Annotated in this window: 19 protein-coding genes and 1 pseudogene; 9 read left to right on the top strand and 11 right to left on the bottom strand. The window is 66.4% G+C overall.

The annotated features are described in order from the left end of the window. Positions 1–175 precede the first annotated feature (175 nt). Positions 176–394, bottom strand: a complete 219-nt coding sequence (locus tag MBENS4_RS27665) for a hypothetical protein (protein WP_039394087.1) — start codon at positions 392–394, stop codon at positions 176–178. A 364-nt stretch (positions 395–758) separates the two neighbouring features. On the opposite strand from MBENS4_RS27665, the gene MBENS4_RS20170 reads away from it, so the two are divergent. The 5 genes and pseudogenes from MBENS4_RS20170 (at position 759) to MBENS4_RS20155 (ending at position 5869) form a co-directional block, all read left to right on the top strand. Then, positions 759–1331 (top strand): RNA polymerase sigma factor, encoded by a 573-nt coding sequence (locus MBENS4_RS20170; protein ID WP_052322569.1) that lies wholly within the window; start codon positions 759–761, stop codon positions 1329–1331. Beyond that, positions 1289–2272: a FecR family protein gene (locus MBENS4_RS20165; RefSeq protein WP_052322568.1), complete on the top strand. Its 984-nt coding sequence runs from the start codon at positions 1289–1291 to the stop codon at positions 2270–2272. Before MBENS4_RS20170 ends, MBENS4_RS20165 begins: the two co-directional genes overlap by 43 nt. A gap of 81 nt (positions 2273–2353) precedes the next feature. After that, positions 2354–2983: pseudogene (locus MBENS4_RS27480) on the top strand (TonB-dependent receptor plug domain-containing protein); the annotation flags it as partial. A 530-nt stretch (positions 2984–3513) separates the two neighbouring features. After that, positions 3514–4845 carry a TonB-dependent receptor gene (locus tag MBENS4_RS26175; RefSeq protein ID WP_199904436.1) on the top strand — a complete coding sequence of 444 codons (1332 nt, stop codon included), beginning with the start codon at positions 3514–3516 and terminating at the stop codon, positions 4843–4845. Between the two features lie 85 nt (positions 4846–4930). After that, positions 4931–5869, top strand: coding sequence for a metallophosphoesterase family protein (locus MBENS4_RS20155; protein ID WP_039394083.1), 939 nt, complete (start codon positions 4931–4933; stop codon positions 5867–5869). 87 nt (positions 5870–5956) lie between these two features. Here MBENS4_RS20155 and MBENS4_RS20150 read toward each other — a convergent pair whose 3' ends face one another. From MBENS4_RS20150 to MBENS4_RS24390, 6 genes are all read right to left on the bottom strand, one after another. Next, positions 5957–8074: a TonB-dependent siderophore receptor gene (locus tag MBENS4_RS20150; protein ID WP_039394080.1), complete on the bottom strand. Its 2118-nt coding sequence runs from the start codon at positions 8072–8074 to the stop codon at positions 5957–5959. A gap of 291 nt (positions 8075–8365) precedes the next feature. Further along, positions 8366–10309 carry an SbcC/MukB-like Walker B domain-containing protein gene (locus MBENS4_RS20145; protein ID WP_340140863.1) on the bottom strand — a complete coding sequence of 648 codons (1944 nt, stop codon included), beginning with the start codon at positions 10307–10309 and terminating at the stop codon, positions 8366–8368. Positions 10310–10371: 62 nt separating this feature from the next. Beyond that, a complete protein-coding gene (locus MBENS4_RS20140) occupies positions 10372–11787 on the bottom strand; it encodes an ATP-binding protein (RefSeq protein ID WP_039394073.1) in 1416 nt (471 codons plus the stop codon). Further along, complete coding sequence (locus tag MBENS4_RS20135) at positions 11784–12569, bottom strand: DUF4194 domain-containing protein (RefSeq protein WP_039394070.1); 786 nt, start codon at positions 12567–12569, stop codon at positions 11784–11786. Before MBENS4_RS20135 ends, MBENS4_RS20140 begins: the two co-directional genes overlap by 4 nt. Beyond that, positions 12566–14023, bottom strand: coding sequence for a Wadjet anti-phage system protein JetA family protein (locus MBENS4_RS20130; protein ID WP_039394067.1), 1458 nt, complete (start codon positions 14021–14023; stop codon positions 12566–12568). Before MBENS4_RS20130 ends, MBENS4_RS20135 begins: the two co-directional genes overlap by 4 nt. A gap of 129 nt (positions 14024–14152) precedes the next feature. Further along, positions 14153–14773, bottom strand: coding sequence for a TetR/AcrR family transcriptional regulator (locus MBENS4_RS24390; RefSeq protein WP_052322567.1), 621 nt, complete (start codon positions 14771–14773; stop codon positions 14153–14155). 166 nt (positions 14774–14939) lie between these two features. Here MBENS4_RS24390 and MBENS4_RS20120 point away from each other — a divergent pair, with 166 nt between their 5' ends. The 4 genes from MBENS4_RS20120 to MBENS4_RS20105 all read left to right on the top strand — a co-directional run bounded on the left by MBENS4_RS20120 (position 14940) and on the right by MBENS4_RS20105 (position 19064). Beyond that, positions 14940–15917 (top strand): sugar phosphate isomerase/epimerase family protein, encoded by a 978-nt coding sequence (locus MBENS4_RS20120; RefSeq protein WP_052322566.1) that lies wholly within the window; start codon positions 14940–14942, stop codon positions 15915–15917. 15 nt (positions 15918–15932) lie between these two features. Then, positions 15933–17114, top strand: coding sequence for a PD40 domain-containing protein (locus MBENS4_RS20115; protein ID WP_039394064.1), 1182 nt, complete (start codon positions 15933–15935; stop codon positions 17112–17114). 32 nt (positions 17115–17146) lie between these two features. Then, positions 17147–18427, top strand: coding sequence for an FG-GAP repeat domain-containing protein (locus MBENS4_RS20110; protein ID WP_052322565.1), 1281 nt, complete (start codon positions 17147–17149; stop codon positions 18425–18427). A gap of 88 nt (positions 18428–18515) precedes the next feature. Continuing rightward, positions 18516–19064, top strand: coding sequence for a superoxide dismutase family protein (locus tag MBENS4_RS20105; RefSeq protein WP_039394062.1), 549 nt, complete (start codon positions 18516–18518; stop codon positions 19062–19064). Here the strand turns inward: MBENS4_RS20105 and MBENS4_RS20100 are convergent. The 4 genes from MBENS4_RS20100 to MBENS4_RS20085 are packed head-to-tail and all read right to left on the bottom strand — an operon-like array spanning position 18995 to position 23650. Beyond that, complete coding sequence (locus MBENS4_RS20100) at positions 18995–20560, bottom strand: efflux transporter outer membrane subunit (protein WP_242405028.1); 1566 nt, start codon at positions 20558–20560, stop codon at positions 18995–18997. The genes MBENS4_RS20105 and MBENS4_RS20100 overlap by 70 nt on opposite strands. After that, entirely contained in the window at positions 20557–21528 is a 972-nt protein-coding gene (locus MBENS4_RS20095) for an HlyD family efflux transporter periplasmic adaptor subunit (protein ID WP_039394059.1), read from the bottom strand. The genes MBENS4_RS20100 and MBENS4_RS20095 overlap by 4 nt, the downstream gene beginning before the upstream one ends. After that, positions 21525–21746 (bottom strand): DUF1656 domain-containing protein, encoded by a 222-nt coding sequence (locus MBENS4_RS20090; protein ID WP_039394056.1) that lies wholly within the window; start codon positions 21744–21746, stop codon positions 21525–21527. Before MBENS4_RS20090 ends, MBENS4_RS20095 begins: the two co-directional genes overlap by 4 nt. Then, positions 21743–23650: an FUSC family protein gene (locus MBENS4_RS20085; protein ID WP_039394053.1), complete on the bottom strand. Its 1908-nt coding sequence runs from the start codon at positions 23648–23650 to the stop codon at positions 21743–21745. The genes MBENS4_RS20090 and MBENS4_RS20085 overlap by 4 nt, the downstream gene beginning before the upstream one ends. Between the last annotated feature and the right edge of the window lie 169 nt (positions 23651–23819).

The raw sequence follows: 23819 nt of genomic DNA, 5'->3' as shown, positions 1-23819 counted from the left end.
TCCGAAGGCAGCCAGATGGGCTGCGGAACAGGAGCAGAGAATGCGCAGATGACCCCGGGCCACGGCTTGGGATTAGCTGCGCTGGCCTGCGGCTCAAGGCGAAGGTGGTGCTTGCCGGGATCAAGGGCGAGAAGACGCTGGCGGAGCTGGCGCATGATCATGACCTGCATCCCAATCAGATCACGACGTCGCGCACGCTGTACTTGAAGGGGCGGCTGGCGTGTTCGGTGCGGCGAAGTCCTCGGACGAACCGACCGTCGACGAAAGAACGCTGCATGCCAAGATCGGTGAGCTGACGTTGGCCAATGATCTTTTTGGGAAGGCGCGCCCAGAAGGTAATTGGCGGCAAGGCAGGTCTGTTGCCGAGCGCAAGGCGATGATCGACCGCTCGCACACCTTGCCCGTGAAGCGGCAGGCGAAGGAAATGGGGATCAGCCGGGGCAGTGCCTATTGTCTGACCCGGTCGGTTTCGCCTGAGGATCTCGCAATCATGCGACACATGTACGCGCTGCACCGGGTGCTCCCGTTCGCGGGAAGCCGGATGCTACGTGATCTCCAGCGCCAAGAGGGCATCGAGATGGGCCGCTACCATGTTGCTATAAATCGGAAAAATCCAACTATTTCAGCGTGCAGATCCTCCAGGCCACCTCTCAATGGGCGGGGCTCGCTTGAATGGCGCCTTGCAGCTCTCCTGCTCTCGATGTCCCGAAGCTGTCAAAAAGAACACCTAAGCGCCGCCCAGCAAACAGGAGTGCGCCTTGGGCTGGCTACGCGACATCGACCGATGGTTTCTATCCGAAGTGCTGCCCCATGCTGCGGCATACAGGGCGCGCGCCGCGTATTTCTGCGGCCGGGACGAAGCCGACGACCTCGTCCAGGAGGCCTATGCGCGGGTCCTGGATACGCAGGATTTTCGCGCGATCCAGTCCCCGCGTGGCTTCGTGCTCACGATCGTGCGCAACCTTGCCCTGGAGCGGCTGCGCCGGGCGAACGTGGTGCGCATCGATTATCTGGCCTCGCTCGAAGCGCTCGACGTGGCGGACCCGGCGCCCGATGCCTTCATGGTCTCGTCCGGCCGCTCGGAACTGCGCCAGCTCACCCGCATCATGGAGAGCCTGCCCCCCCAGTGTGGGCGGGTCCTGCACATGCGCAAGATCCAGGGCATGGCGCCTGGACAGATTGCCGAGGCGCTCTCCATCTCGCTTTCCACTGTCGAAAAGCATCTTGCCAAGGGTCTTGCCCTTGTAACCCGGGCGCGGCGTGACGATAATGCACGGCCGGAGGTAGAGTGCCCGAGAATTCCAGCCCCGACACGACGCGTATCGACTTGATCGAAATCGCGTCAGGATGGCTTGTCGGCCTCGATGCCGGCACCGTGGACGTGCGCGCCTTCGAAGCCTGGCGCGATGCCGACCCACGTCATGCAGCCGCGTTTGCCGAGGTCGCGGGCGCGTGGAGCGACATGGGTGACCTGCGCCTTCTGGACGAGGTGCCATCCCCGCCGCCGCTCGATGCTGGCGCCAGGCAGGACAGCGCGGGCGATGCCGCAGACCTTGCGCCCGCGCCCTTCGGCAACCGCCGCAAGCTGCTGCGCGCAGGCCTCGCTGTCGGTACGCTTGCGCTCGGCGCTGCGGGCCTGACCTACCGCGCGGCGGCCCGTGAGAGCGCAAGTACGGGCATCGGGGAAAGCGCCAGGGTGACGAGCGGTTCGGCGATGACCGTCGATCTCAACACCGACAGCCGCATTTTCTGGAAGGACGGAGACCCGCTCAAGCTCTGGCTGGATCGCGGCGAGATCGCCATACGTCTCACCGCTTCGCACAGACTTTCACTCCTCACCCAGGGCGGAACCTTCCACCTGATGCCCGGCGTCTACAACGCCCGCATCCGGGACGCGAGCTGCGAGCTCACGGTGCTGGGAGGGGGCGGGACATTCGGGGCGGACGGACATGGCCTGCGCACGGGTGAGACCGCGCTTGCCACCGCGGGGAAGGCCAGCGTTCGCGACGATGGAGAGGATCTTGCCCGCGTTACTGCGTGGCGCAGCGGCACGCTGGTCCTGAATGGCGAGAGCCTGGACTATGCCCTCTCGGAGATGAACCGTTACCTTGAGGACAAGATCGTGATTGGCGATCCCGGCCTCTCCCGCCTGCGCGTAGGCGGGACCTTCGCGACCTCGAACCCGGCCGAATTCCTGCAGGCGCTGCGGACCTCCTTTGCCATCCGCACCCGCCGTGACGGTACCGGAAGCATCGTCCTCACGCGCAGCTGAACTTTTTTCGAGTGCAAGTGGCGGTTTCCTCCGCGCCATTCATCCCTGCCCCGACAATAGCACTTTGTGGGGTCCAATTTCATGTTCAAGTACCTGACGACGACTGCCATGCTGGCAGCCGTGCTGCCCGCGGCTGCCCATGCCCAGGACACAGCGCGCGCGTTCTCCTTCGACATTGCCGCCTCGGATACGGCCAGCGCGCTGAACACGTTTGCACGGCAGGCCGGGGTGCATCTCTCGTTTCCGTACGACGCAGTGCAGGGGCGGCGCGTTGCGGCCCTGCGCGGTCGTTACACCCGTGACGAGGCGCTCGGCCGCCTGATCGCGGACCAGGGCCTGGTCGTGGCCAGCCAGAGCGCCACGCTGATCGCGCTCAAGGCCGCCTCGACGGCTTCCTTGGCCCCGGAAAGGCCCCTTGCGGCCGCTTCGCAGGAGGAGGAAATCGTCGTTTTGGGCTATGGCCAGTCGCGCCAGGTGCAGACCGTCACCCCCAAGGCCATGAGCAAGAGCACGGCCGGTGCCTCGCCGCTGCGTTCGCTCAATCGCCTGCCCGGCGTGAACTTCGATTCCTCGGATGCCAACGGCACCTATGAGGCCGCCACGCAGATCTCGATCCGCGGCTTCATCACCGACCAGATGGGTTACACGCTCGACGGCGTGCCACTGGGCAACATGCAGTACCGCAACAACAACGGCCTCTCGATCAACCGCGCCCTTCTCAGCGAGAACAATGGCGGCGCAACGCTTTCGCAGGGCAGCGGTGCGCTGGGCACGGCCTCCACCAGCAACATCGGCGGCACCATCGACTTCACCTCGATCGAGCCGACCTCGGACTTGGGCATCGATCTTGCGCAGAGCTACGGGAGCGAGAATTCCTGGCACAGCTTTGCACGCGTGAACTCGGGCGAACTGCCCTGGGGCGGCCGCCTGATGGTCGCCTACGCGCACGACAAGCAGGGCAAGTGGCGCGGCTGGGGCAAGCAGGAGCAGGACCAGCTCAACGCCAAGTATGTCCAGCCACTGGGCGACAATGTGACCTCGACCACCTTTCTCAACCTGATCGACCGCCGCGAGGACGACTACAACGACCTTTCGCTCGCCAAGATCGACCAGTACGGCTGGCATTTCGACAACGTGCCGACCTTCGCACTGGCCGAGGACCTCGCCCGCGTGGTCCAGAACGGCGGCGCGGTGCCTGCCCCCTACGTCAACGCCGACGATGCCGTCTACAATGGCGGGGCGTGCGACGTGACCTGCTGGCCTACGAGCGCCTTGACTACCACATCGGCTCGCGCCTGTCGGGCTCGAGCACCGGCTACATCCATCTCGACCACGGTATCGGCACCTGGGCCGACCCCTACGATCCCACGTCCGAAGCCTATGGCGGCTCGCCGGTCTCGGTCTCGGCGCTGCGGTATGACGTGAACCGCAAGGGCGTGATCTCGCGCCTTTCGTTCGAGGCGGGCAATCACACCATCGAAGGCGGCGTGTGGTACGAACACAACCGCTTCGAGCAGGCCTCGCACCTCTACGGTCTGGAAGAGGGCGTCACCCCGCCCAATTTCCAGCAGTTCTACTCTGATCCGTTCGTCACCAACTGGCACTACGTGTTCGACACCGATACGGTTCAGCTCGACATCGGCGACACCTGGCAGGCGACCGACAGCCTGCGCCTCAACGCCGGGGTCAAGGGTGTCGTCTCGACGAGCAGCGCGCGCACAATTACCGCCAACAAGCCGATGGACGGCTCGATCAAGGCACAGAACTGGTTCCTGCCCACGGTTGGTGTGCTTTACGATCTCGATGGTCAGCACGAACTCTTCGCCGACTACACCCGCAACATGGCGGCCTTCGTCGCCTCCGCCTCCAGCGGTCCCTTCTCGAGCAGCTCGCAGGCCGGCTTCGACTACATCCGCGACGACCTGAAGCCGGAAATGACCAACACCTTCGAAGGTGGCTACCGCTTCCACGGGCGCGACGTGCAGTTCTCGCTCACCGGCTACTACGTCAAGTTCACCAATCGCCTGCTGGCCTCCTCGATCAGCGCCACGATCGTGGGGAACCAGAACGTGCTCCAGAACGTGGGCAGCGTGACGTCGCGCGGTGTCGAGGCGGCCGCGAACTGGAAGTTCGCTCCCAACTGGTCGGTCTATGGAAGCTGGGCCTACAACGATGCCAGCTACGACGATGACGTGCAGCCGCTCGGCGGCGCCATCGTGCCGACCAAGGGCAAGCAGGTCGTCGCCTCGCCGAAGAATGTCGGCAACGTCGACCTCGACTACGACGATGGTCACCTCTGGGGCCAGGTGTCCGCGCACTACCGCAGCGCGCGCTACTACAGCTACCTCAACGATGCGAAGCTGCCCGGCGCGATCAACGTCAACGCCTCGGCGGGCTATCGCTTTGCTGGCGGCATCGAGGTGCAGGTCAACGTGAACAACCTCTTCGACAAGCGCTACATCGCCTCGACCGGCACCGCGGGCTTCGTCACCTCGGACCCGGGCGGGACCTACACGACGCTGCAGCCCGCCGCGCCGCGTCAGGTCTTCGGCACCGTACGCCTCCACTTCTGATCTCCCCCCTCAGGAGCTTCGAGGCCGACGTGTGCACACCGCCGCGTCGGCCTCGTCGTTTTCGTTCCAGCCAGGAGCCCCCGTCATGAACCGCCGCAAACTCTTGCACGCCGCCCTGGGCGCGCCCGCTCTGTCGCTTGCCGGAGCCCTCACGCCTGCACTTGGTCAATCGCAGGGGCGCGAGGATGCCTTTCGCTTTGCCTTCCTCAGTGACACGCATATCCGGCCCGAAGGAGGCGCGGACCGGGCCTGCGCGATGTGCTTCGAACAGATCTCGGCCAGCGACTGCGACTTTGCGATCCACGGCGGCGATCATATCGAGGACGCGCTCGGCGTGGACCGCGAACGCGCCACCATGCTGATGGACCTCTACCGGCGGACCGAACGCAAGCACCTGCGCAAGAGGGTCCATCACGCCATCGGCAACCACGATTGCCTCGGTGTCTTTGCCGAGAGCGGGATTGCGCCTGACGCGCCGGACTACGGCAAAGCCTTCTACACCGCGCACTTCGGCCCGAGGTACTATGCCTTCGACCACAAGGGCGTCCATTTCGTGGTGCTCGATTCGATCGGCCTGACCGACGACCGCAACTACGAAGGTCGTGTCGATGAGGACCAGGTCGCCTGGTTGCAGGCGGATCTGGCGCGGCAGCCCCGGGGCCAGCGCGTCATCGTGGTCACGCATATTCCGCTGGTGACGGCGCTGGGGTGCTACGAGCCGGTCTCGTGGCTGAACACCCCGCACAACTGGACTTTCGTCGTCAACACTCGCGAGGTCCTGCGCGTCCTGCAGGACTACAACGTCATCGCCGTTCTGCAGGGCCATAGCCATGTTTTCGAGCAGATCACGCTGAACGGCCTGCACTTCATTTCGCCGGGTGCCGTTGCGGGCGCGGACTGGCGAGGCTCGTTCCTCGGCACGCCCGAGGGATACTGCGAAATTACAGTTACCGGAGAGGGCGTGCAGGCTTCTTTCCGCACCTATGGCTTCGATGTCCCTGACCGGGAGGATGTGCCCATCTGATCGTACACGCGACTTGGCTGATGGGCCGTATGGGGAGGAGAGGGCAGGGCCGGAAGTGACCTTCCGCCTTCCCCTCCCGAGGCATTGTCAGAAGCGATAGCCCACCGTTGCCATGACGTTGCGCGGTGCGCCCACGAAGCAGTCGCCGCGTGCCAGGCAGGAGGCGTAGAACGTCTTGTTGAGCAGGTTCGTCGCATTGAGGGCGAAGCGCCAGTTGCGCCAGTCGATCTCGGCCATGGCGTCGACCGTCGTGCGCGAGGGCGTCACCACGGTGTAGAGCGTCCCGGCCGGAATTTCCGGGTCGAGGCCGTAGGGATCGAGAGGCCCGGTCGAACGGCTCTTGCCGGTATAGACGACGCCGGCGCCCAGCTTCAGAGCGGCTTCGTCATCGACCTTGAACGTCTTGGTCGACCAGGCCGACGCGGTATGGCGCGGCATGTAGTTGAGACTGCTGTTTGTTTCGGATTCCAGCTCGTTATAGCCGTAATTTACGAGTAGTTCGAAGTTGCCGGGCAGGGTGTGGCTGGCCTCGAACTCGACGCCCTTGGTGGTCAGTTCGCCCGACTGGCTGGTCGCGCCGTTGGCGAGGTAGAGGACACGGTTGCGTTCCTTGATATGGAAGGCGGTGACGGTGACGAGAGTGCCCGGTTCGGGCTGCCACTTGAGGCCGGCCTCGAACTGGCGGCCGGTCTGCGGCGCGTAGGGATCGCCGTAGGTGCCGTCGGCGTTGTTGATGCGGCCTGCGACCGGTAGGAAGCTCTCGGTGTAGCTGAAGAAGGGCGAGATCCCGGCCACGAGTTCGCCGATGAGGCCAGCACGGAAGGTCGTCGCGTGGTCGGTATTGCCGTTCGAGGAGGTCACCCGGTCCCGGCGTGCGCCGATGACGGCCGAGACGCGGTCGAAGAAGCGGATCTGGTCCTGGACGTAGACCCCCAGCTGCTTCTGGCTGGTGTCGGAGAACGCGCCGGTTGCCTCGACCTCGCGCATGGCCTCGTAGTCGATGTCGTAAAGGTCGATCAGCTCGCTTTCATAGACATCGATGCGGCCCACCTTGTTCCAGCTGTAGTCGACCCCGACGAGGAGCTGGTGCTCGATGTTGGCGCCGGTGTTGAAGTCGAAGCGCAGGTTGTTGTCGGTCGAGAAGACGTTCATGCGCGCCTTGCTGGCACCGATCGAAACCCCGATCGTGCGCCCATCGTCGCCATAGGGCAGGAACGGGTTGGTGGGGTTGGTGTAGCTGTCGGCGTAGCGCGAGTAGTAGGTGAGGTCGCTGTCGATGTAGCGCGCCTTCATGTTCAGCTGCACGGCGTCCGAGAAGCGGTGCGTGATCGCGCCGCCGCCCTGGAGCGAGCGGCCGTCGTAGCGGTCCCAGCCTGGCTTGCCGATGAAGGTGAAGGGATCGAGGCGGTTGGCGGTGCTGTCCTGATCCGCGCCCATGGTGACCGCGATCGGCAGGAACTGCGAGGTCGAGCCGGCGTCGTCCTCCTGGTAGAGGCCGTTGAGCACGATGTCGGTGTCGGGCGTCGGCTGCCAGCGGATCGAAGGCGCGAACATGACGCGGTCGTCGGGCACGTGATCGACATAAGTGTCGGCGTCGCGCACGCGGCCCACGCCGCGGATGGCGAGGTTGTCGGCCAGCTGCAGGTTGAGGTCGGCCATGGCCTCCTTGCGGTCGTAGCTGCCGTAGACGAGGCTGACTTCACCCTCCGTGCGGAATTCCGGCGTCTTGGAAACGAGGTTTACAAGGCCACCGATCGAGCCCTGCCCGAACAGCACCGAGGCGGGCCCGCGCACGATTTCCACGCGCGAGAAGTTGTACGGGTCCGACGTGATGCTCGCGTAGTAGCTGAAGATATCGCGCATGCCGTCGCGGAACTGGAGGGCGTCGAGGCCGCGGATGGTGAAGCCGTCGACGCGGGTATCGCGTCCGTAGGGATTGGCAAGGACGCCAGCTGCGTACTTCACCGTGTCGCTGATGTTGATCGCGCCCTGTTCGACGTAGCGCTCCGAAGGAATGACCGTCAGCGGCTGGGGAACCTCGACCAGCGGGGTCTCGGTCTTCGTGCCTGCGACGCCCGCGGTAACGATGATGCTGTCCTCACTCGCGGGGGTGTCCGGGGCGGCGTCCTCGGCCATGGCAAGCGACGGCTGGAGAATGGCGAAATGCGCAGCGCCGCACATGGCGAGCGACCGGACGAGTTTCATGTTGGGCCCCTTTTGCAAATTGGTCTCAATAAGCGGGCGCACTAACGTGATTGATAATCAGTTGCAATAATAAAGAAGTTTGGCGCGTGCTCTGCATGCGTATGGGGCCGGGACGGGCGCGCAGGTCTGTGCCCGCGTACGCGCCATGGCGCGCGCCGCGTGTGAAAATCCTGCGTTTCAAGACTATCCCGAAGTGTTCGGGCGGTGCGGCGGCCTAGGGGCCGGGGAGGTCACTCGCGCGGAGAGCACCGAGGGGGCGCCGGACGCTAATCGCCCGGCGGCCCCTGGCAGTCAGGATTGGGCGAGGGCATCGTCCTTGGCGAAACGCTCCTTGAACAGGTCGAAGGGCTCGTTCGCGGGGTTCGCCTCGCGGAATTTACGGCGGCCTTCGTCCTTCAGGTAGTCCGCGTAGAGCATCGTGGTCGTGCCCACGCGCCGGATCGAGAGCACGGTGTCCATCTGCTCCATGAACACGCCCAGCTTCTCGATCGGGGCGCAGGCCAGGACCTGCAGGTTGAACTCGCGCAGGAGCGCCAGGCAGCTGTTGACGTTGCCGCCGTCGAGCGCATTGAAGGCCTCGTCGAAGAGGATGATGCCAAAGCCCAGGCGCTCGCGGTTGTCCTCCGCGCCATGGCACACGTTGGCCATCGCGCAGGCCATGGCAATGTAGAAGGGCACCTGCTTTTCGCCGCCAGAGCCGCTGCCCTGACGCTTGGCATAGTCCGAGGTGACCCGCTCACCGTCAAGCGTGGTGGTGAGCAGCTCGAACTGCAGATAGTTGCGGTAGTCGCTGATCTGCTCGACGTTCTCGCCCTCGTCGATCATGCGCTTGATGCGCTCGACGCCCTTCATCAGGCTCGGTTCGATCTCGTTCGCGCCCTCGTCGAAGAGGGTGCTGACATCGATGCTGTTGAGCTGGACGAGGCGCGCGATCTCGACGATTTCAGCGAAGAAGCGGTCGGGCTTGACCTCGAAGCGGTAGAGTTCGCCGTGGAACGGGCGCATCTGAAGGCTTCGGTTGATGTTGCGGATCTGCCGCTTGGCGCCTTCGAGGCGGTCGTGCAGCTTCACCAGCATGTCGGTCTTGAGCGAGGTCTCGATCGAGGCGCGGGCCTCTTCGGCCTGCTCGCGGTATTCGCCCAGCGTGTTGGTGATGATCGCGCCGAGCTGCTTTTCGAGCCAGGCAAGCTGGACCTCGTGGGGGGCTTCCTTGTCGAACTGTTCGACGATGCCCGCATCGTGGGCATAGGCATAGGCCTTCTGCGGGGCCTGGCCGAGGAGCTGCGTCACGCGGGCGCGGGCACGCGCGGCCTGTTCCTGGGCGGCGTTGCGCACGGCGGGCACGACCTTGCGGTGTTCCTCCATGAGATAGGCGAAATCGCGCAGGGCATCCTCGCGGGCGAGTTCGGCCAGCGTGTCGCGCTCGGCGAACGAGGCCTCGGCCTTGGCAAATTCCTCCTGCGCGACGGCCAGCTTCTCGCTGGCGCTGCCGACGTGGTGGCCGGTCACGCGCTGGGTGCGTTCGTCTTCCTCGAGTTCCTCCTCGTAGGCGGCAAGGTCGACCTTGAGCGCTTCCAGGCGCTCGCGGATCTCGACCGGGCGTTCGCCTTCGAGGCTGCGGATGTTGTCCTGGATCTGGGCGACGCCTTCGCCTGCGTCCTGCCGCGCGCGTTCGAGGTCGGCGAGGCTGCGCCCGGCCGCGATCTCGAGGAAGCGCTGGATGTCGGCGATCAGGTCCTTGAGACGATTGGCCTGGGTGCTGGTCTGTTCGAGCGTGCGTTCCTGCTCGGCGACGCGCTCTTCGAGCATCGGCAGGTTCTTGCGGCTGGCTTCCTTGCCCAGGCGATGGACCTGCGCAGGCCGGCGGTTCTCGATCGAGCCGCCCGAGGAGTAGAGGCAGTCCTCGGTGACGGCGCGGTCATACTGGAGCAGTTCGCGCTCGGTTTCGACGCGGCGCACGGTGTTGAGGCGGCGGTTGACGAAGGCGCGGGCGTGGATGTCATCGGTGGCGATGATAGCGGCCAGGCTCGTCGCGTCGGGCTCCTGCCAGTCGCCGCGCGTCTTGGTGGTGTTGACGATCTGGGTGCCGGGAAAGTCGCGGCGGCGCTTGCGCAGCAGCCCGATGGCCTGTTGCGCGTCGGCCGGATCGACGACCAGTGCGTCGCGTGCGGCGCCCAGCAAGGTCTCGGCGGCCTCGACCCAGCGCTCGTCGATGACTTCGACAAGTTCGCAGATCGGGCGGGCGGTGATGCCGTTTTCGTCGAGGTAGTCGATGAGGCGCGCGGTCGGCCCCTCGATCAGCGCGCCGCCGCGCTCCAGGCCCTGGAGCTGCTCGCGGTTCTCGCGCAGCTGCTGCCTGAGGCTGGCAAGCTGGCGAGGTGCGCCTCGCGCGCGTCCTGCGCGCTCGTCACGTAGCGTTCGAGCGGGGGCAGGAGCTGGACGACGATCTGGTCGATGTCGCGCGCAGACAGCGCCGCGCCATCGGCGATGCGGGCTTTCAGCGCTTCGAGCGCTTCGCTGGCGTGGCGGTATTCCTCGCCCGCATAGGTGCGCACGATGCGGTCGGCGAGCCCCGCGACCGCGCCGATGGCGGCGAAATAGGCCTGGTACTGGCCGTCCGCTTCAGTGAAGGCGCGTTCGGCGATGGGCAGGTTGAGATCGCGGAATTCGCGGATCGCCTGCTCGCGCGTGTCGTTGTCGAGCGCGCGCGAGATGTCGCGGATTTCCTCGCGCAGGCGGCCCACCGTCTCGCGGGTGCGCACGACGCGGCGGTCGACGAGGTCCTGCTCGGCCAGCTTGGCTTCGTGCTGGCCGGTGACGACGCGCAGGTGCTCTTCGAGGCGGTCGCGCTCGGCCTTGCTGGCAATCCAGCGCATCCGGGTTTCCTCGGAGACCTTCTCGTCCAGCTCGCGGTAGGCCGCGATGGCCTCGGTGACCTGCTTCTTCTGGACTTCGAGGTCGTCGATCTTCTTGAGGAGGCCACGCCAGGTCGCGACCGACTTGCGCAGGCCGTCGACATCAAGCCCGGCGGGATCGAGCAGGAACTCGCGCACGAACTCGGTCGCGGACTTCATCTCGCGGATGCGCAGGCCGTTGCGCAGGGCCTTCAGGAACTTCTCGGGGTCGGCGTGGTGGCCCTTGCCGCCGAGCACCGAGAGCACGCGGCGGGTGAAGTGGGTCGGGCGGTGGCCGAAGTTCTCGAAGCCCTCGTGCGTACGCAGGCGGGTGACGAGATCGGCATAGGGCAGCACGTAGGACGCGCCGTCCTTGCTCTCCTCGATGAAGTCGGCGTCGCGCAGCGACTGGCCCGGCGCGATGAAGGCGCCCAGCACGGTTTCGGTCTGCTCGCCCTCGACCGCGCTCATCGCGATGCCGACCGTCCAGCAGTAGCCGTCGCTCTCGCGCTCGAAGACGAGGCTGACGTAGCTGAGGCAATTGGTGCGCAGCGTCTCACCGGCGACCCGGCCCAGGCAGTAGTCGAAGACCGAGCGGTTCTCGCCCACCTTGCGGGTCTGCCCCGCGGTGACGTTGGCGCTGGCGTTGAGCTGGAAGTAGTTGCGGTTGTTGCCGGTGAGGACGACCTGGATCGCATCGAGGATCGAGGATTTGCCCGCGCCGTTGGGCCCGATCAGCGAGGTGCTGCCGCGCAGGTCCACCGAGAGGCGCTCGAAGGTGTACCAGTTGATGAGGTTGATGCGGCTGAGCGTGATCACGAGGTGGTCTCCTGCGAGGTGTCGTCCCCGTCTTCGGATTTGGCGTCTTCGGATGTGGTGGCGTCCGTTTCCGGAGCTGTGTCGGGCGCCTGGGCCTCGGTGTTCTTGGGCGCGGCGACGTCTTCGGCCTCGACCTCGGGCTCGGGCTCGTCCTGCGCGGCCTCGGTCTCGAGGCGGGCGCGGGTGGCTTCCATCCATTCCTCGATGCGCGTCTGCCAGGCGTCGCCCGTCACGCTGCGGATCGAGGGGCGGATGGTGATCGCAATGCCGTTTTCCTGCGGGATTTCATCGCCCAGGTCGATGAAGCGGCGGCGCCGGAAGCTGTCGAGGATGCGGCGCACGCGCGACCATGGCGGACGGGTGCGCGCGACCCACTGGTCGTAGCGCTCCATGACCTCCATCGAGGTCGTCTCGACGTGGCCGAACTCCTCCTGGCTCATGGTGAGGACGCCGTTTTCGAAAGTGGCGCGAAGGGCGAGCAGGAGGATCGTCTCGTCGAGCGAGAGGATCGTGCGGGTCAGGCTCTCCTGCGGGCGCAGCTCGACCATCATCTCGTCGGGACGGACCACGAGATCGCGGCCCAGCGCATCGAAGAGCCCTGCGAAGTAGACCCGGTGGCGCACGAGCAGGTCATAGGTCCCGGCCGCGTTGTGGTCGTCGCGGAACAGGCACTGCTGGTAGAGCAGGCGGTCGGCCGCGCGCACCATCATCTCCTTGGAGAGGTCGCGGTTCTGCGGGTGCTCCAGCAGCTCTTCAAGATCGTACAGCGTGGGGCCGTTCATTGCTCGTTGCTCGCAGGTTCAGGGGAAAGACGTTCGATGCGAAAGGCGGTGAAGGCGGACCAGTCGGTCTCAACGACGCGGCCCGGATCATGGACGACGCGAAACCGCCGCGAGAGGTCCTTGCTGGCGTACATGTCGAGCTGGCGCGCGCCTTGCAGCAGCAGCGCTTCCTCCGGGGTCGCAATGCCGAAGGCATCGGCATCGAGCGCGTCGCGTTGGCCCAGGTTACGCTCGACATAGTCGGCGATCTTCTGCGGCGTGACGGCAAGGCGCAGGAGGTAGGCCTTCTGCGAATGGTCGTAGGCGATCATTGCGGGATCGACCGTCGAGGTGCGCACGGGACTGGGCGGGGCGACGATGCGCCGGGCGGTCGGCGCGGCGAGGCTGTCCGGGCCCCAGTGGCGCACGGGATCGGTCAGCTCGGAGGGAACCTCCACCGCATCGTCCCATTCGAGCGGCAGGGCCGAGGCATCGCGCAGGAGGTGCGTGACGCGCAGCAGGCTCGAGCCGTCGATCTCGTTCATGTAGCTGACGGTACGCGCAATGCGCTGTTCGAGGCGGCTGCGGAAGGCGTCGATGTCGTCGAGGCGCTCCTCGGCGGCATCGAAGATGCGCTTTACCTGGTCGAGGTGCTGGCGCACGCGCGAGGTCGCGTTCTCCGGGTTCGTCGCCAGTCCCTGCGCCTGATAGCCGCGGGCGAAGGCGGCCACGACCTCGGCGTCGTGCTCGTAGTCCGAGATCATCTGGATGATCCGGTTGCGGTGGCGGAAGGGGTTGTTGGTGGTCTTGATGACCCGGTAGTCGGCGATCAGCACGTCCTCGACGAAGTCGAAGAAGCGCGCCAGGATCTGCGTGGGCTGCGGATCGGAGACGATGCGTTGCTCATGGGCGCGCAGGTTGCCGATGATGGCGGAGAGGTGCTGCTGGAAGCGCCGCGCGCGCAGCGCCGCATCGGCAAGCGAGGAGGCCTTGTCGAAGGGATCATCGCCCAGGCGCTCGATCACGCTCTCGAGCGCGGCGATGGTGCCGCCGAAATGGACCGCTTCGCCTTCCTCGATCGCGCTGAGCGTCTCGAGCAGCATCGAGACCGAGGCATCGAGATCGACCATCTCGACATAGCCGCGGGAGTGCTCGACCAGCCATCCGGCCTGGCGCAGTTTGACGTAGACTTTCAGCGGGTTCTGGCTCGCATCCGCGTTGGCGGCGTCGGAGGCGAAGTCGTCCGCGATGTCGGAGAGACGGTCGATCTGCGTCGCAATGAAGGCGACGAGGTCGTCCTTGCGTACGGGGTTCGTGTAGTGCTCGCCGAAGAAGGCCCGGTAGACCCACAGGATCAGCCGCGCGTAATCGCGCCGGGCGGGGGAGGCGAGAACGGCAAAGAGGCTGGGAGGCAAATGCCCGAACAGGGCATCGCGCGTGCCTTTCTCCCGATGTTCGTTGCTCTCGGTCTGCATCGAAGTCCCATCTGGGCGCCCGCTCCGGGATGGAAAGAACGCCGGTGTGAAGGGGCAGGGGCATAAGTGGCAAGCTGCGGCGCCGCAACCGTGCGCACCAGCTTGTGAACACCCCTGAGCAGGGCGGGCTCAGGTGGCGAGGGCGTCTACGGCCGCGCGCAGGTCTGCGATCACGTCGCCCCGGGCCTGGAGCAGGGCCTGAAGCTGGAGCCCGTCGGCGAGCGCCATGAGGTGGCGCGCGCTCTGGTCGGGATCGAGGTCGGCGCGCAGTTTGCCGCAGGCCTGCCCTGCGCGGATGGCCTGGGCCAGATCGTGCTGCACGCGATCCACGCGTTGCTTGAAGAAGGCGTGGGCGGAGTGCGCCGGGTCCACCGCTTCGGCGGCGAAGGCAAGGAAGAGGTGCCCCATGCCCGGCGCGCCGACATTGCGGCTCACGGCCTCGACGAACAGTTCCAGGCTTGGCGGCGCGGCGCGGGTACCCGTTTCGCGCAAGGAGGGGATCGAATCGCTGTCCCACAGCTCGATCACGCTTTGCAGCAGATCCTCGCGGTTGGCGAAATAGTAGAGGATATGGGCGGGCTCCATGGCCAATGCCTCGCCAATGTCGCGCAGCGACTGGCGGGTGTACCCCTCGCGGTCCATCAGATCCATGACGCCGCGCAGGATCGCTTCGCGCTTGGCCGCGCCCTTGGCGTAGCCACGGCGCCGGGGCGGGCGGGCAGCGGGGGCTGTCAAGGAGGGCTCGGGCATGGGGGAGCTCTAGCACGCCGGCCCGGGTTATCGAGAGGGCACGCAGGCTCTTTTTCGCAGGGCGATAGAAAATTTAATGTCGTGAAAAATTCGTTGCCAGCGTCCTTGCCGCGCCATACCACCCTCACCAAGCGCGAAGGGTCGCGCCGCGATAAGGGGGAACATCATGCACCGTCTTCACCGCCGCCAGATGCTGGCCGCCATGGCCATCGGAGCTACGGCGCTGGCCATTCCCGGCCGCCTGCTCGCCAAGGAGCCCGCCGACATGCGCCATTTCCTATCCGAGCACGGCCTGCCGCTTGGCGTGCAGCTCTACACCGTGGATGCGATGGCGCGGGAGGACATCCGGGGGACCTTGCGCAAGCTCTCCGCGATCGGTTTCCGCTCGCTCGAGCTGGCCGGGCTGCACGGGCATACCCCGCACGACCTGCGCGCGGCGGCGGACGAGGCAGGTCTTGCCATCACCAGCATTCACCTAGGCGATGCGCTGATCGGACGGACCGAGGCCGACACCCAGAAACTTGTTGAGGATCTCGGCGTCCTTGGCGTGCGCGACGTTGTCCTGCCCATGTTCATCTTCCCGCGCGATGTGACCCGGGGCGAGGATGAACCCTTTGGCGAATACCTCTACCGTGCCGTGCACAGCCAGGGCGCAGACGTGTGGGAGCGCACCGCGGATCTTCTCAACGAGCGCGGGGCGTCGCTGGCAGAACACGGGGTGAAGCTCGCCTATCACAACCACAACGTGGAGTTCGGCCCGGTCGATGATACCGGCCGGACCGGCTGGGACATCCTGATGGAGCGGACCGATCCCGAACTGGTCGGTCTCGAGGTCGACCTTGGCTGGGTCGCGGCGGCGGGGATCGACCCGGTGGACTTCGTCACGGGCTACGCGGGCCGGGTGCGCCAGGCCCACGTGAAGGACATTTACGCCACCACCAAACCCAACTTCGCGTTTCGCCAGGACCCGGCCGAAGTGGGGGCAGGCAGTCTCGACTGGGGGCGTCTCCTGCCCGCGGCCTACGCGGCGGGTGTGCGCCAGTTCTATGTCGAACAGGAGCCTCCGTTTACGGCGGACCGCTTCACCTCGCTGGCCAAGAGCGCGGCCTACCTGGGCGCAGCCCCTGCAATGCAGCCGTCCTGAGGGGCCGTGCCCACCATGCCAAACCCGCTTCGTAGCCTGATCCGGGCCGCCGCCCTTCCGATCACCGTCGCCGCGCTGGCGCCGATGGCCCATGCGCAGGGCCCGGTGACCGACCATCCCGATTACATGGAGGCCCCGTTTTCGGCGAAGCGGGTGCTCGACTGGGGGACGCGTCCCGACTGGTCGCCCGATGGCACGAAGATCGCCTTTACCGAAGCCGAGAGCCGCAATACCCCTGCACATGAACTCGATCCGGAGACGGGCAAGGTGCGCTGCCTGACCTGTCATCTGGGCGGGCAGAAGGACGTAACGCGGATCTACTATCTCTATGATGGCAGCTTCCTGATCCTCGCCCCGCGCCGTCCTGCGCAGGACGAGACCCCGGTGCGCGGGCAGGAACTCTACTGGATGTCCGCGGAACTCGGCCCGCTGCTGCCCATCGGCGCCACGGGCTTTGGTGAGATCGCGATTACCCGCACGCCCGATGCCGACGGCGCGGTGCGCATTGCCTGGGGGGATGCGGCGAACAACAATTCGCTCCTGACCACGGCAAAACTGTCGTGGGCGCAGGGCAAGCCGGTGCTGCGCGAGGAGCGGGTGCTCTACGACGCGCGCTCGCCCGACAAGCCCGAAGGCATGACCGTCGCCGAAGCCTACGGGTTCATGGAAGAGTGGCGCTACGTCACCTTCTACACCATCTTCGAGAAGGGCGATGTTCTCGACGACGAGATGGTCAAGGTGGATACAGAAACGGGCGCGATTACCCCTCTCTACACCAGCCCCGCGCACACCGAGACACACCTGTTCCCGGACGAGCGCTACGGCCTGGAAGAATCCAACCGCGCCTCGGACCCTGAGGGCACGTGGCGCGGGCTGAGCAGCCACCCGGCGCGGTTCATGGCGTTCATGGCCACGCGCACCAGGCTCGACCTTCCAAGCCCGGAGGAGCTGGAGGACTATGCGCCCCATGGCGCCAATGTCGGCTTCGACCGCCCCTTCGATCTTTACATCGTGCGCATCGACGGCTCGGAGGAGCCCCGCCGCTTGACCACCATGGGCGACACCACTGCGACCGCGCGCCAGTCGGTCATCTCGCCCGATGGCATCCACATCGCCTATGCCGTCGATCCGCGCGAGAGCCCGCAAATCGCCGGGCAGGGCGGCCTCTACATCGGCACGTTCGGCGCGGCCGACTGAGCCTCCTGCCATATGCAGTTTCGGAGCATTCCATGAAGATCGCCATGCGCAGCCTGCTTGCACTTTCCGCCTCGGGCCTTGGGGCCTTCACCTTTACCCCGCTTGCCGCGCAAGAGCCGCGTTCGCCCGAGTATGTCGATGCGACACGGGTCAACGTGCCGCTCGATCCCTGGCTGCACGCGCTCGATGCCACTTTCGTCGATGTCGACAAGGACGGCGATCTCGATGTCGTTGTCGCGGTCGAATACGGGGTCAACCGGCTCTATCTGAATGACGGGCATGGCACGCTCACCTGGAAGAAGGGCGCGTTCGGCAATATCGTCCACGACAGTGAGCATGTCGAAGCGGCCGACCTCAACGGCGATGGCTGGATGGACCTTGTCTTTGTGGCCGAGGACGACGGCGTGCACCAGCTTTTCCTGGGCGGACCGGGGGGCACCTTCACCGATGCCAGCGATCGCCTGCCTAGCCACAGCGAGGGCAACGCGCTCGCCATCGGCGATGTGGATGGTGACGGTCTGCCCGACATCGTGATCGGCAAAACCAATGAGAAGGGCGCGGGCTCGGCCCGGGATTTCCTGTGGCTCAACGATGCCGACAATCCCGGCCACTTCATCGACGCCTCGGTCAGCCATCTGCCCGGCAACGCGCAGGGCACGCAGGGGATCGTGCTGGCCGACATGAACGGCGATGGCGCGCTCGACATCGTGACGGCGCAGCAGGACGGGCCCAACCGCCTGCTCCTCAACGATGGCACCGGCCACTTTACCGAGGCGACCGACCGGCTGGAGCAGGACGTGCCCACCGAGACGCGCGAGGTTCACGTCTTCGACGCCAACGGCAACGGTCTGCCCGACATCCTGTACTTCAATCTCACCAGCAACAACCACGGCTGGGACAAGGACCCGCAGACGCGCCTCCTGCTGAACGATGGCAAGGGCCACTGGCGCGACGCGACCAAGGGCAATCTTCCGGAGCATCGCTTTTCCAGCTGGGGCGGTGAGATCGTCGACTTCAACCACGACGGTGCGCCCGACATCGTTGTCTCGGCCATCCAGGTTCCAGGCTTCGTGCCGCTGCAGGTGCGCGCCTGGCAGAACGACGGGAAGGGCCACTTCATCGATGTCACCCTGGCGATGATGTCGAGCGAGACCACCGGGCGCAGCTGGAGCATGGCCAAGGGCGATCTGGATGGCGATGGCAAGGACGACCTCTTCATCGGTCAGTGGGGCACCCAGGCGCGCCTGCTCCTCACCAACCGCGACACGGTGAAGAAGGCGCCGTTTCCCAAGCTTGGTCAGCCGGCTAGCTAAGCACGGGAACCGGCACGAAGGCTCACGCGTAAACCTAGATACGTAACTGGGGTGGGGGCCTCGAATGCCTGTGCAAAGGAGCCTTTTCATGTTCACATCCCCCCGCGTGACCGCCGTGGCCCTGCTGGCCGTCAGCCTTTCCCCGCTTGCGGCGACCACTGCGCTTGCCGAGCATCACGAAGGCAAGGTCAGTGCCGCAGTCATTGACACTTCCGGGGCTAGTGTGGGCCGGGTCGATCTTGAACAGACCCCGGCAGGCGTTCTGATCAAGGCGGACGTGACCGGCCTTGCCCCCGGTGCGCATGGCTTCCACATCCATGAGACCGGCACGTGCGATCCGGGGGACGGCTTCAAGAGCGCAGGCGGCCATTTTGCGCCCGGGGCCAGCCAACACGGCCTCATGGTCGAAGGCGGCCCACATGGCGGCGACATGCCCAACCAGACCGTAGGCGCGGACGGCCATCTCCAGGCCCAGGTGCTCAACACCGGCGTCACGCTGATGGCGGGCGAAACCTCGATCCATGATGGCGACGGTTCGGCGCTCGTCATCCATGAGGGCGCGGACGACTACACCAGCCAGCCGTCGGGCGCGGCGGGCAGCCGTGTCGCTTGCGCCGTCCTCAGCGCACCGAAGTAACGGCGGATCGGCTGGGCGAGGTCATTTCCCGGCTTCGGGCGGCAGTTCGCTACCCTCTTCGGAGATGTCCTCGCTCGCCTTCTGATCCGTCCAGCCCCCGCCCAGCGCCAGGAACAGGTTGATTTGCGCCTGTGCGACCGCGTCGTTGGCCTCGCGCTCGGCATCGCGCGCGGCGATGAGCGAGGCGTTGCTGGTGAGGTCATCGCGCAGCCCGGTCTTGCCCGCGCGGAACATCCGCTTGCTCTGCGCGTCGAGCGTCTCGGCTTTTCCAAGGCTTCCTCCAGATCGACGGCGCGGTTGTGCGCCTCGCGGTAGGAGGAAAGCGCGGTCTCGGTCTCGCGCAGCGCGCCGAGCACGGCGCCGTCGAAGTCGGCAAGCGCCTTGTCTGCGCCGGCCTTGGCGAGCGTCACGCGCGCGCGCTGCTGGCGCGTGGGAAAGACCCAGCTCAGCATCGAGCCGATCGACCAGTGTCCCGCCATCGCCTTGCCCACGTCGGCAAGGAGGCCGAACGTACCGCCCCCGCCGCCGATCGCGATGTGCGGGTAGAGGTCCGCTTCGGCGACCCCGATCCCGGCCGTGGCCGAGGCCAGGGTCCGCTCGGCCGCGCGCACATCGGGGCGGCGCGCCAGCAGCGAGGCGCCATCGCCGATGGGAAGCGGCCGGTCGAGCTTGGGCAGGGCCCTGCAGCTTTCTACCTCGCGCGGGTATTCGGCCGGGGTCTTCCCGATGAGATAGGCGAGGCGATAGAGCCCGGCGCGCACGCGGGCGCGGTGTCCCGGGAGCTGGGAACGGGCCTGCGCAAGCATCTGCTCGGCGCGGGTGACCTCGGGCGTACCGATCTTGCCCGCCGCATGGAGACGCTCGATGACGCCCAGGATATGTTCGCGTGTTTCGACGGCCTGCTCGGCCAGTTCCACGGCCTCGTTCTCGCCGCAGACCTCGACATAGGCGCGCGCGACTTCGGCGGCGACGGTGACCTGCACGGCTTCGAGCAGGGCTTCGGTTGCCTCGTGCTCGGTCTCGGCCTGCTCGACCCGGCGGCGGATCTGGCCAAAGAGGTCAAGCTGGTAGGAGACGTTGGCCTCGCCGATGCCCAGGTTGTTCATCGGGATCGTCTCGAAGCGCAGGAAGCTTTCACCCGAAAGGCGCGCGCGCTGGACTTCGGCGTCGACCGCGACCTGCGGATCGTGCAGGCCCTTGGTGGCGCGCACCATGGCGGCGGAGCGCGCGAGGTTGGCGCCGGCTGAACGCAGTTCAGTGTTCGCCGCGAGCGCCTGCTCCTCCAGCGCGTCGAGCACCGGATCATCGTAAAGCGACCACCAGCGCGGCGGCAGTTCGTCCGTCACGGTCAGTGCGCCGGAGGTAAGCGGGGCCTGGGCCTCGGGCCGCGCGATGGCGGCGTTCTCGGGCAGGTGGTAATCGGGCCCCACGGTGCAGGCGGCCAGCGCGGTTACGCTGGCAAGGGCGCCCAGTGAGCGAAAGCGCTGGCGTCTCACTGCTTGTCGTCCAGTTCAAGGCTGACCGAAACGGTGCGGCCCGAGATCAGTGCAAGGTTCTTGGGCGCATCGTCGATGTGGATGCGCACCGGGATGCGCTGGGGCAGGCGCACCCAGCTGAAGGAGGGATTGATCGCGGGCAGCAGGTCCTGGCTGTCGGTGCGGTCGTGGTCCTTGATGCCCGCCGCGATGGAAAAGACGTGCCCGTGCATGGGCTCTTCGGTACCCATGGGCTTGATCAGCGCCTTCTGGCCCAGGTGGATCTGGGCAAGCTTGGTTTCTTCGAAATAGCCTTCCACGCGCAAGGTGGAGGTGTCGACAAGCGCGAGCACCGGACTGCCCGCGCTGACGTAGTTTCCGACGCGCAGGGCAAAGTCGGACATGTAGCCGCTCACCGGCGCTACGACGTGGGTGCGCGTGAGGTTGAGTTCGGCAAGATCCAGCGCGTTGCGCGCGGCCGCGAGGCGGGCGGCGGCCTGCTCGATGGCGGCGTGGGCCTGCGCGGCGCGGGCGGTCAGTTCGCGGGCGCGGGTCTGGGTCTGCTCGGTCGTCTCGCTGGGCAGGAGGTCGGACAGGCTGGTGTCGCGCCTCTCCTCGCGGCGGGCTTCGGCCAGGCTCGCCTCGACCCCTTGCGCCGCGGAGCGGGCCGCCGCGAGGTCGGCTTCGGCCTGGCGCACCGCAACTTTCGCCTCGGTCACGGCCAGGGTGTAGCGGGCCGGGTCGATCTCGAAGAGGATGTCGCCGCGCTTCACCGGATCATCGTGGTCGAAATAGACCTTGGTGACGAGCCCGCCGACATCAGGGGCGATCTGCACGATGTCGGCCCGGATGCGCCCGTCACGCGTCCAGGGATCGTCCTGGTAGTAACGGAACAGCGAGACGCCCGCCCAGATCGAGACAAGCACGAGCGAACCCGTGATGGCCATGGAAATGACCTTGCGGCGACGTTCGGTTGATGACGGGCTCATGGGTGGTATCCGGCGAACTGCGTGGGAAGGACAAGGACCAGAGCGGCCCAGACGACGACGAAGAGAGCGGTGTCGAACAGCACCCCGTGCCAGATCCAGCGGTAGAGACGCAGGGCCGAAAGCAGGCGGTGCAGAAGGTAGGTGAGGACCAGCGCGATGCAGGCCTCGACGGGCGCTGCGGCGACGTAAATCACGCCCAGCAGATAGTCCGGCGTCACGTCAGGGCATCCCTTCGAAAATCAGCGGCATCGGGAAAGAGGTTGCGGCGCAGCGCGACCAGCGCGCCCAGGCCATCGGTGCGGTCGGGCAGGGCGTCCTGGCGATGGGCGACCGGCGGCCCCTTGGCGAGCATCAGCCGCATGGCGGCGTCGATCCGGCCAAGCAGGCGGGCAGGTGCCGGCTGGGCCGGTTCCTGGTACGTGCGCGTCACATCGCGCAGCACCCGCGCGAGGGCGAGCGAGAGCTTGCGTTCGGCGCTCGTGCGTACTTGCTGGATGGTCACGATGTTCTCGGCAATGCGCACTTCGCGCAAGGTCGCGGTGGCCTCGTCGGTGGCATCGCCCAGACGCTCGGTGATGAGCGCCATGCGGTCGGTCGTGCGGCCAAGGGCGGCCATCGGGTTGGGTGCGACACGGGCCGAGGCCAGGCTGACGAGATCGCGGTGAAGATTGCGGCGCAGGCGGCGCACGATCCGGTCCACGCCTGCCGAGCGCAGCCCCGCCGTCACGATCGCGGCGACGAGTACGCCCAGCACCTGCCCCGCATTGGCGTTGAGGAAGCGCGCAAAGTCGGCGTGGTAGCTCTCCTGCAGCGCCAGCGCATTGGCAAAGCCCAGCATGAACGCCCCTCCCATCAGGCCGTAGCGCGGGTGGGGAATGATCCAGGCCGCCGCGAACAGCACCGGGAACAGCAGGATCGCGAGCGGAATGAACCCGTCGACCGGCGGCATCAGCACGAAGAGGTAGAAGGCGGCCGGAACCAGCGAGGCGATGATCGCCCCGCCAAAGCTCAGGATCATCTTCACCGGGTTGTCGAGAGCGGCAAAGAGGCAGCAGAAGATGCCCGTCATCATCGCCGCGACGGCGCCGTCGGCCCAGCCCGTGCCGATCCAGATCGCGCAGCAGATGAGGATCGAGATCGCCGCGGCGAGCCCGGCCAACATGGCAAAGACCCAGTCGGCATGAAGCGCGATCACCGCGCGGTTTTCCAGCTTGTCGACCGGCTTGGGTTTGCGGCGGTCCTCGACATGGGCAAGGATTGCCTCGCATTCATCGAGAAGCTGGGCGGTCTGACCCTCGCGCAGCGTGTGGCTGTGCTCAAGCAGCTCGCGCCATTCCGGGCTGGCATCGGGCCGGGTAGCAAGCTCGTCAAGCGCGCGCTGGCGATCCGCGAGCCCCGACAGCGCGGGCAGCAGCAGCAGGATACGGCGCAGCATCGCCTGGACCGAACTGCTGGCGTCGCGCCAGTGCGAGGTGTCGAAGGGGATGTGGGTGGCCATGATGACGCAGTCCATTGCGTCCTTGGCCAGCCTGCGGCGCCCCTCGCGCGGGTCGCCCGACCCGTCCGAGGCGAGGATCTCGGCGCGCCAGGCGCGGGCATCGCGGCACCATACCGAGAGCTTGAGGCCCATCGTCTTGCCCACCGACTGGGGCCAGAGCAGGCTGTGGGTGAGCGTGGCGCAGGTGATGCCGAGCACGATCTCGGTCACGCGCGCGGTCGCGATCTCGAACACGGCCTCGGGCTGGTCCACCGCGGGAAAGCCGACGATGAGCGCGGTGTAGCCCATCAGCATCATCGTATAGGCGCGTGGCGAGCGGTCGAGCAGCGAGATCGCGAGCGTACCCCCGACCCACAGCGCGAAGGCGAGGCACAGCAGCGGTGGCCAGTCGACGAGCGCGGGGACCAGCGCGACCGCAACAATTGCGCCCACGAAGGTCCCGAGCACCCGGTAGATCGCCTTGGAGCGCGTCGCACCCGAAAGGGGGCTGGAGATGATGTAGGCGGTCGTGATCGCCCAGAACGGACGCTCCAACCCGACCCACAGTGTGATCCACAGCGCCATGAGCGCGGCCAGCGTGGTCTTGAGGGCAAAAAAGCTAGCCTGCCAGCGGGGCGAGGTCATCGGGCGGGGTCCAACGGGGAGGCGACGGTGTCCGGCAGGGGCGATGCGGTGGTCGGTCGGGCGCGCGTGCGAGGGTGAAGCGAGAATGCCCATCGCGATCAGATGAACGTGGGGGAGGGGGGATCAATCATCCGTCCGCGATGGGCGAGGTGCCCAATATGCGGTTTTC

Source organism: Novosphingobium sp. MBES04, assembly GCF_000813185.1.
GTDB classification, from domain to species: Bacteria; Pseudomonadota; Alphaproteobacteria; order Sphingomonadales; family Sphingomonadaceae; genus Novosphingobium; species Novosphingobium decolorationis.
This window is presented reverse-complemented; position numbering and strand designations above follow the sequence as displayed.

Excerpts from the sequence above, each read along its gene's own strand:
- MBENS4_RS20155 (WP_039394083.1), top strand. The coding sequence starts at position 4,931 with ATGAACCGCCGCAAACTCTTGCACGCCGCCCTGGGCGCGCCCGCTCTG.
- MBENS4_RS20150 (WP_039394080.1), bottom strand. The coding sequence starts at position 8,074 with ATGAAACTCGTCCGGTCGCTCGCCATGTGCGGCGCTGCGCATTTCGCC.
- MBENS4_RS20135 (WP_039394070.1), bottom strand. The coding sequence starts at position 12,569 with ATGAACGGCCCCACGCTGTACGATCTTGAAGAGCTGCTGGAGCACCCG.
- MBENS4_RS20130 (WP_039394067.1), bottom strand. The coding sequence starts at position 14,023 with ATGCAGACCGAGAGCAACGAACATCGGGAGAAAGGCACGCGCGATGCC.
- MBENS4_RS24390 (WP_052322567.1), bottom strand. The coding sequence starts at position 14,773 with ATGCCCGAGCCCTCCTTGACAGCCCCCGCTGCCCGCCCGCCCCGGCGC.
- MBENS4_RS20120 (WP_052322566.1), top strand. The coding sequence starts at position 14,940 with ATGCACCGTCTTCACCGCCGCCAGATGCTGGCCGCCATGGCCATCGGA.
- MBENS4_RS20115 (WP_039394064.1), top strand. The coding sequence starts at position 15,933 with ATGCCAAACCCGCTTCGTAGCCTGATCCGGGCCGCCGCCCTTCCGATC.
- MBENS4_RS20110 (WP_052322565.1), top strand. The coding sequence starts at position 17,147 with ATGAAGATCGCCATGCGCAGCCTGCTTGCACTTTCCGCCTCGGGCCTT.
- MBENS4_RS20105 (WP_039394062.1), top strand. The coding sequence starts at position 18,516 with ATGTTCACATCCCCCCGCGTGACCGCCGTGGCCCTGCTGGCCGTCAGC.
- MBENS4_RS20095 (WP_039394059.1), bottom strand. The coding sequence starts at position 21,528 with ATGAGCCCGTCATCAACCGAACGTCGCCGCAAGGTCATTTCCATGGCC.
- MBENS4_RS20085 (WP_039394053.1), bottom strand. The coding sequence starts at position 23,650 with ATGACCTCGCCCCGCTGGCAGGCTAGCTTTTTTGCCCTCAAGACCACG.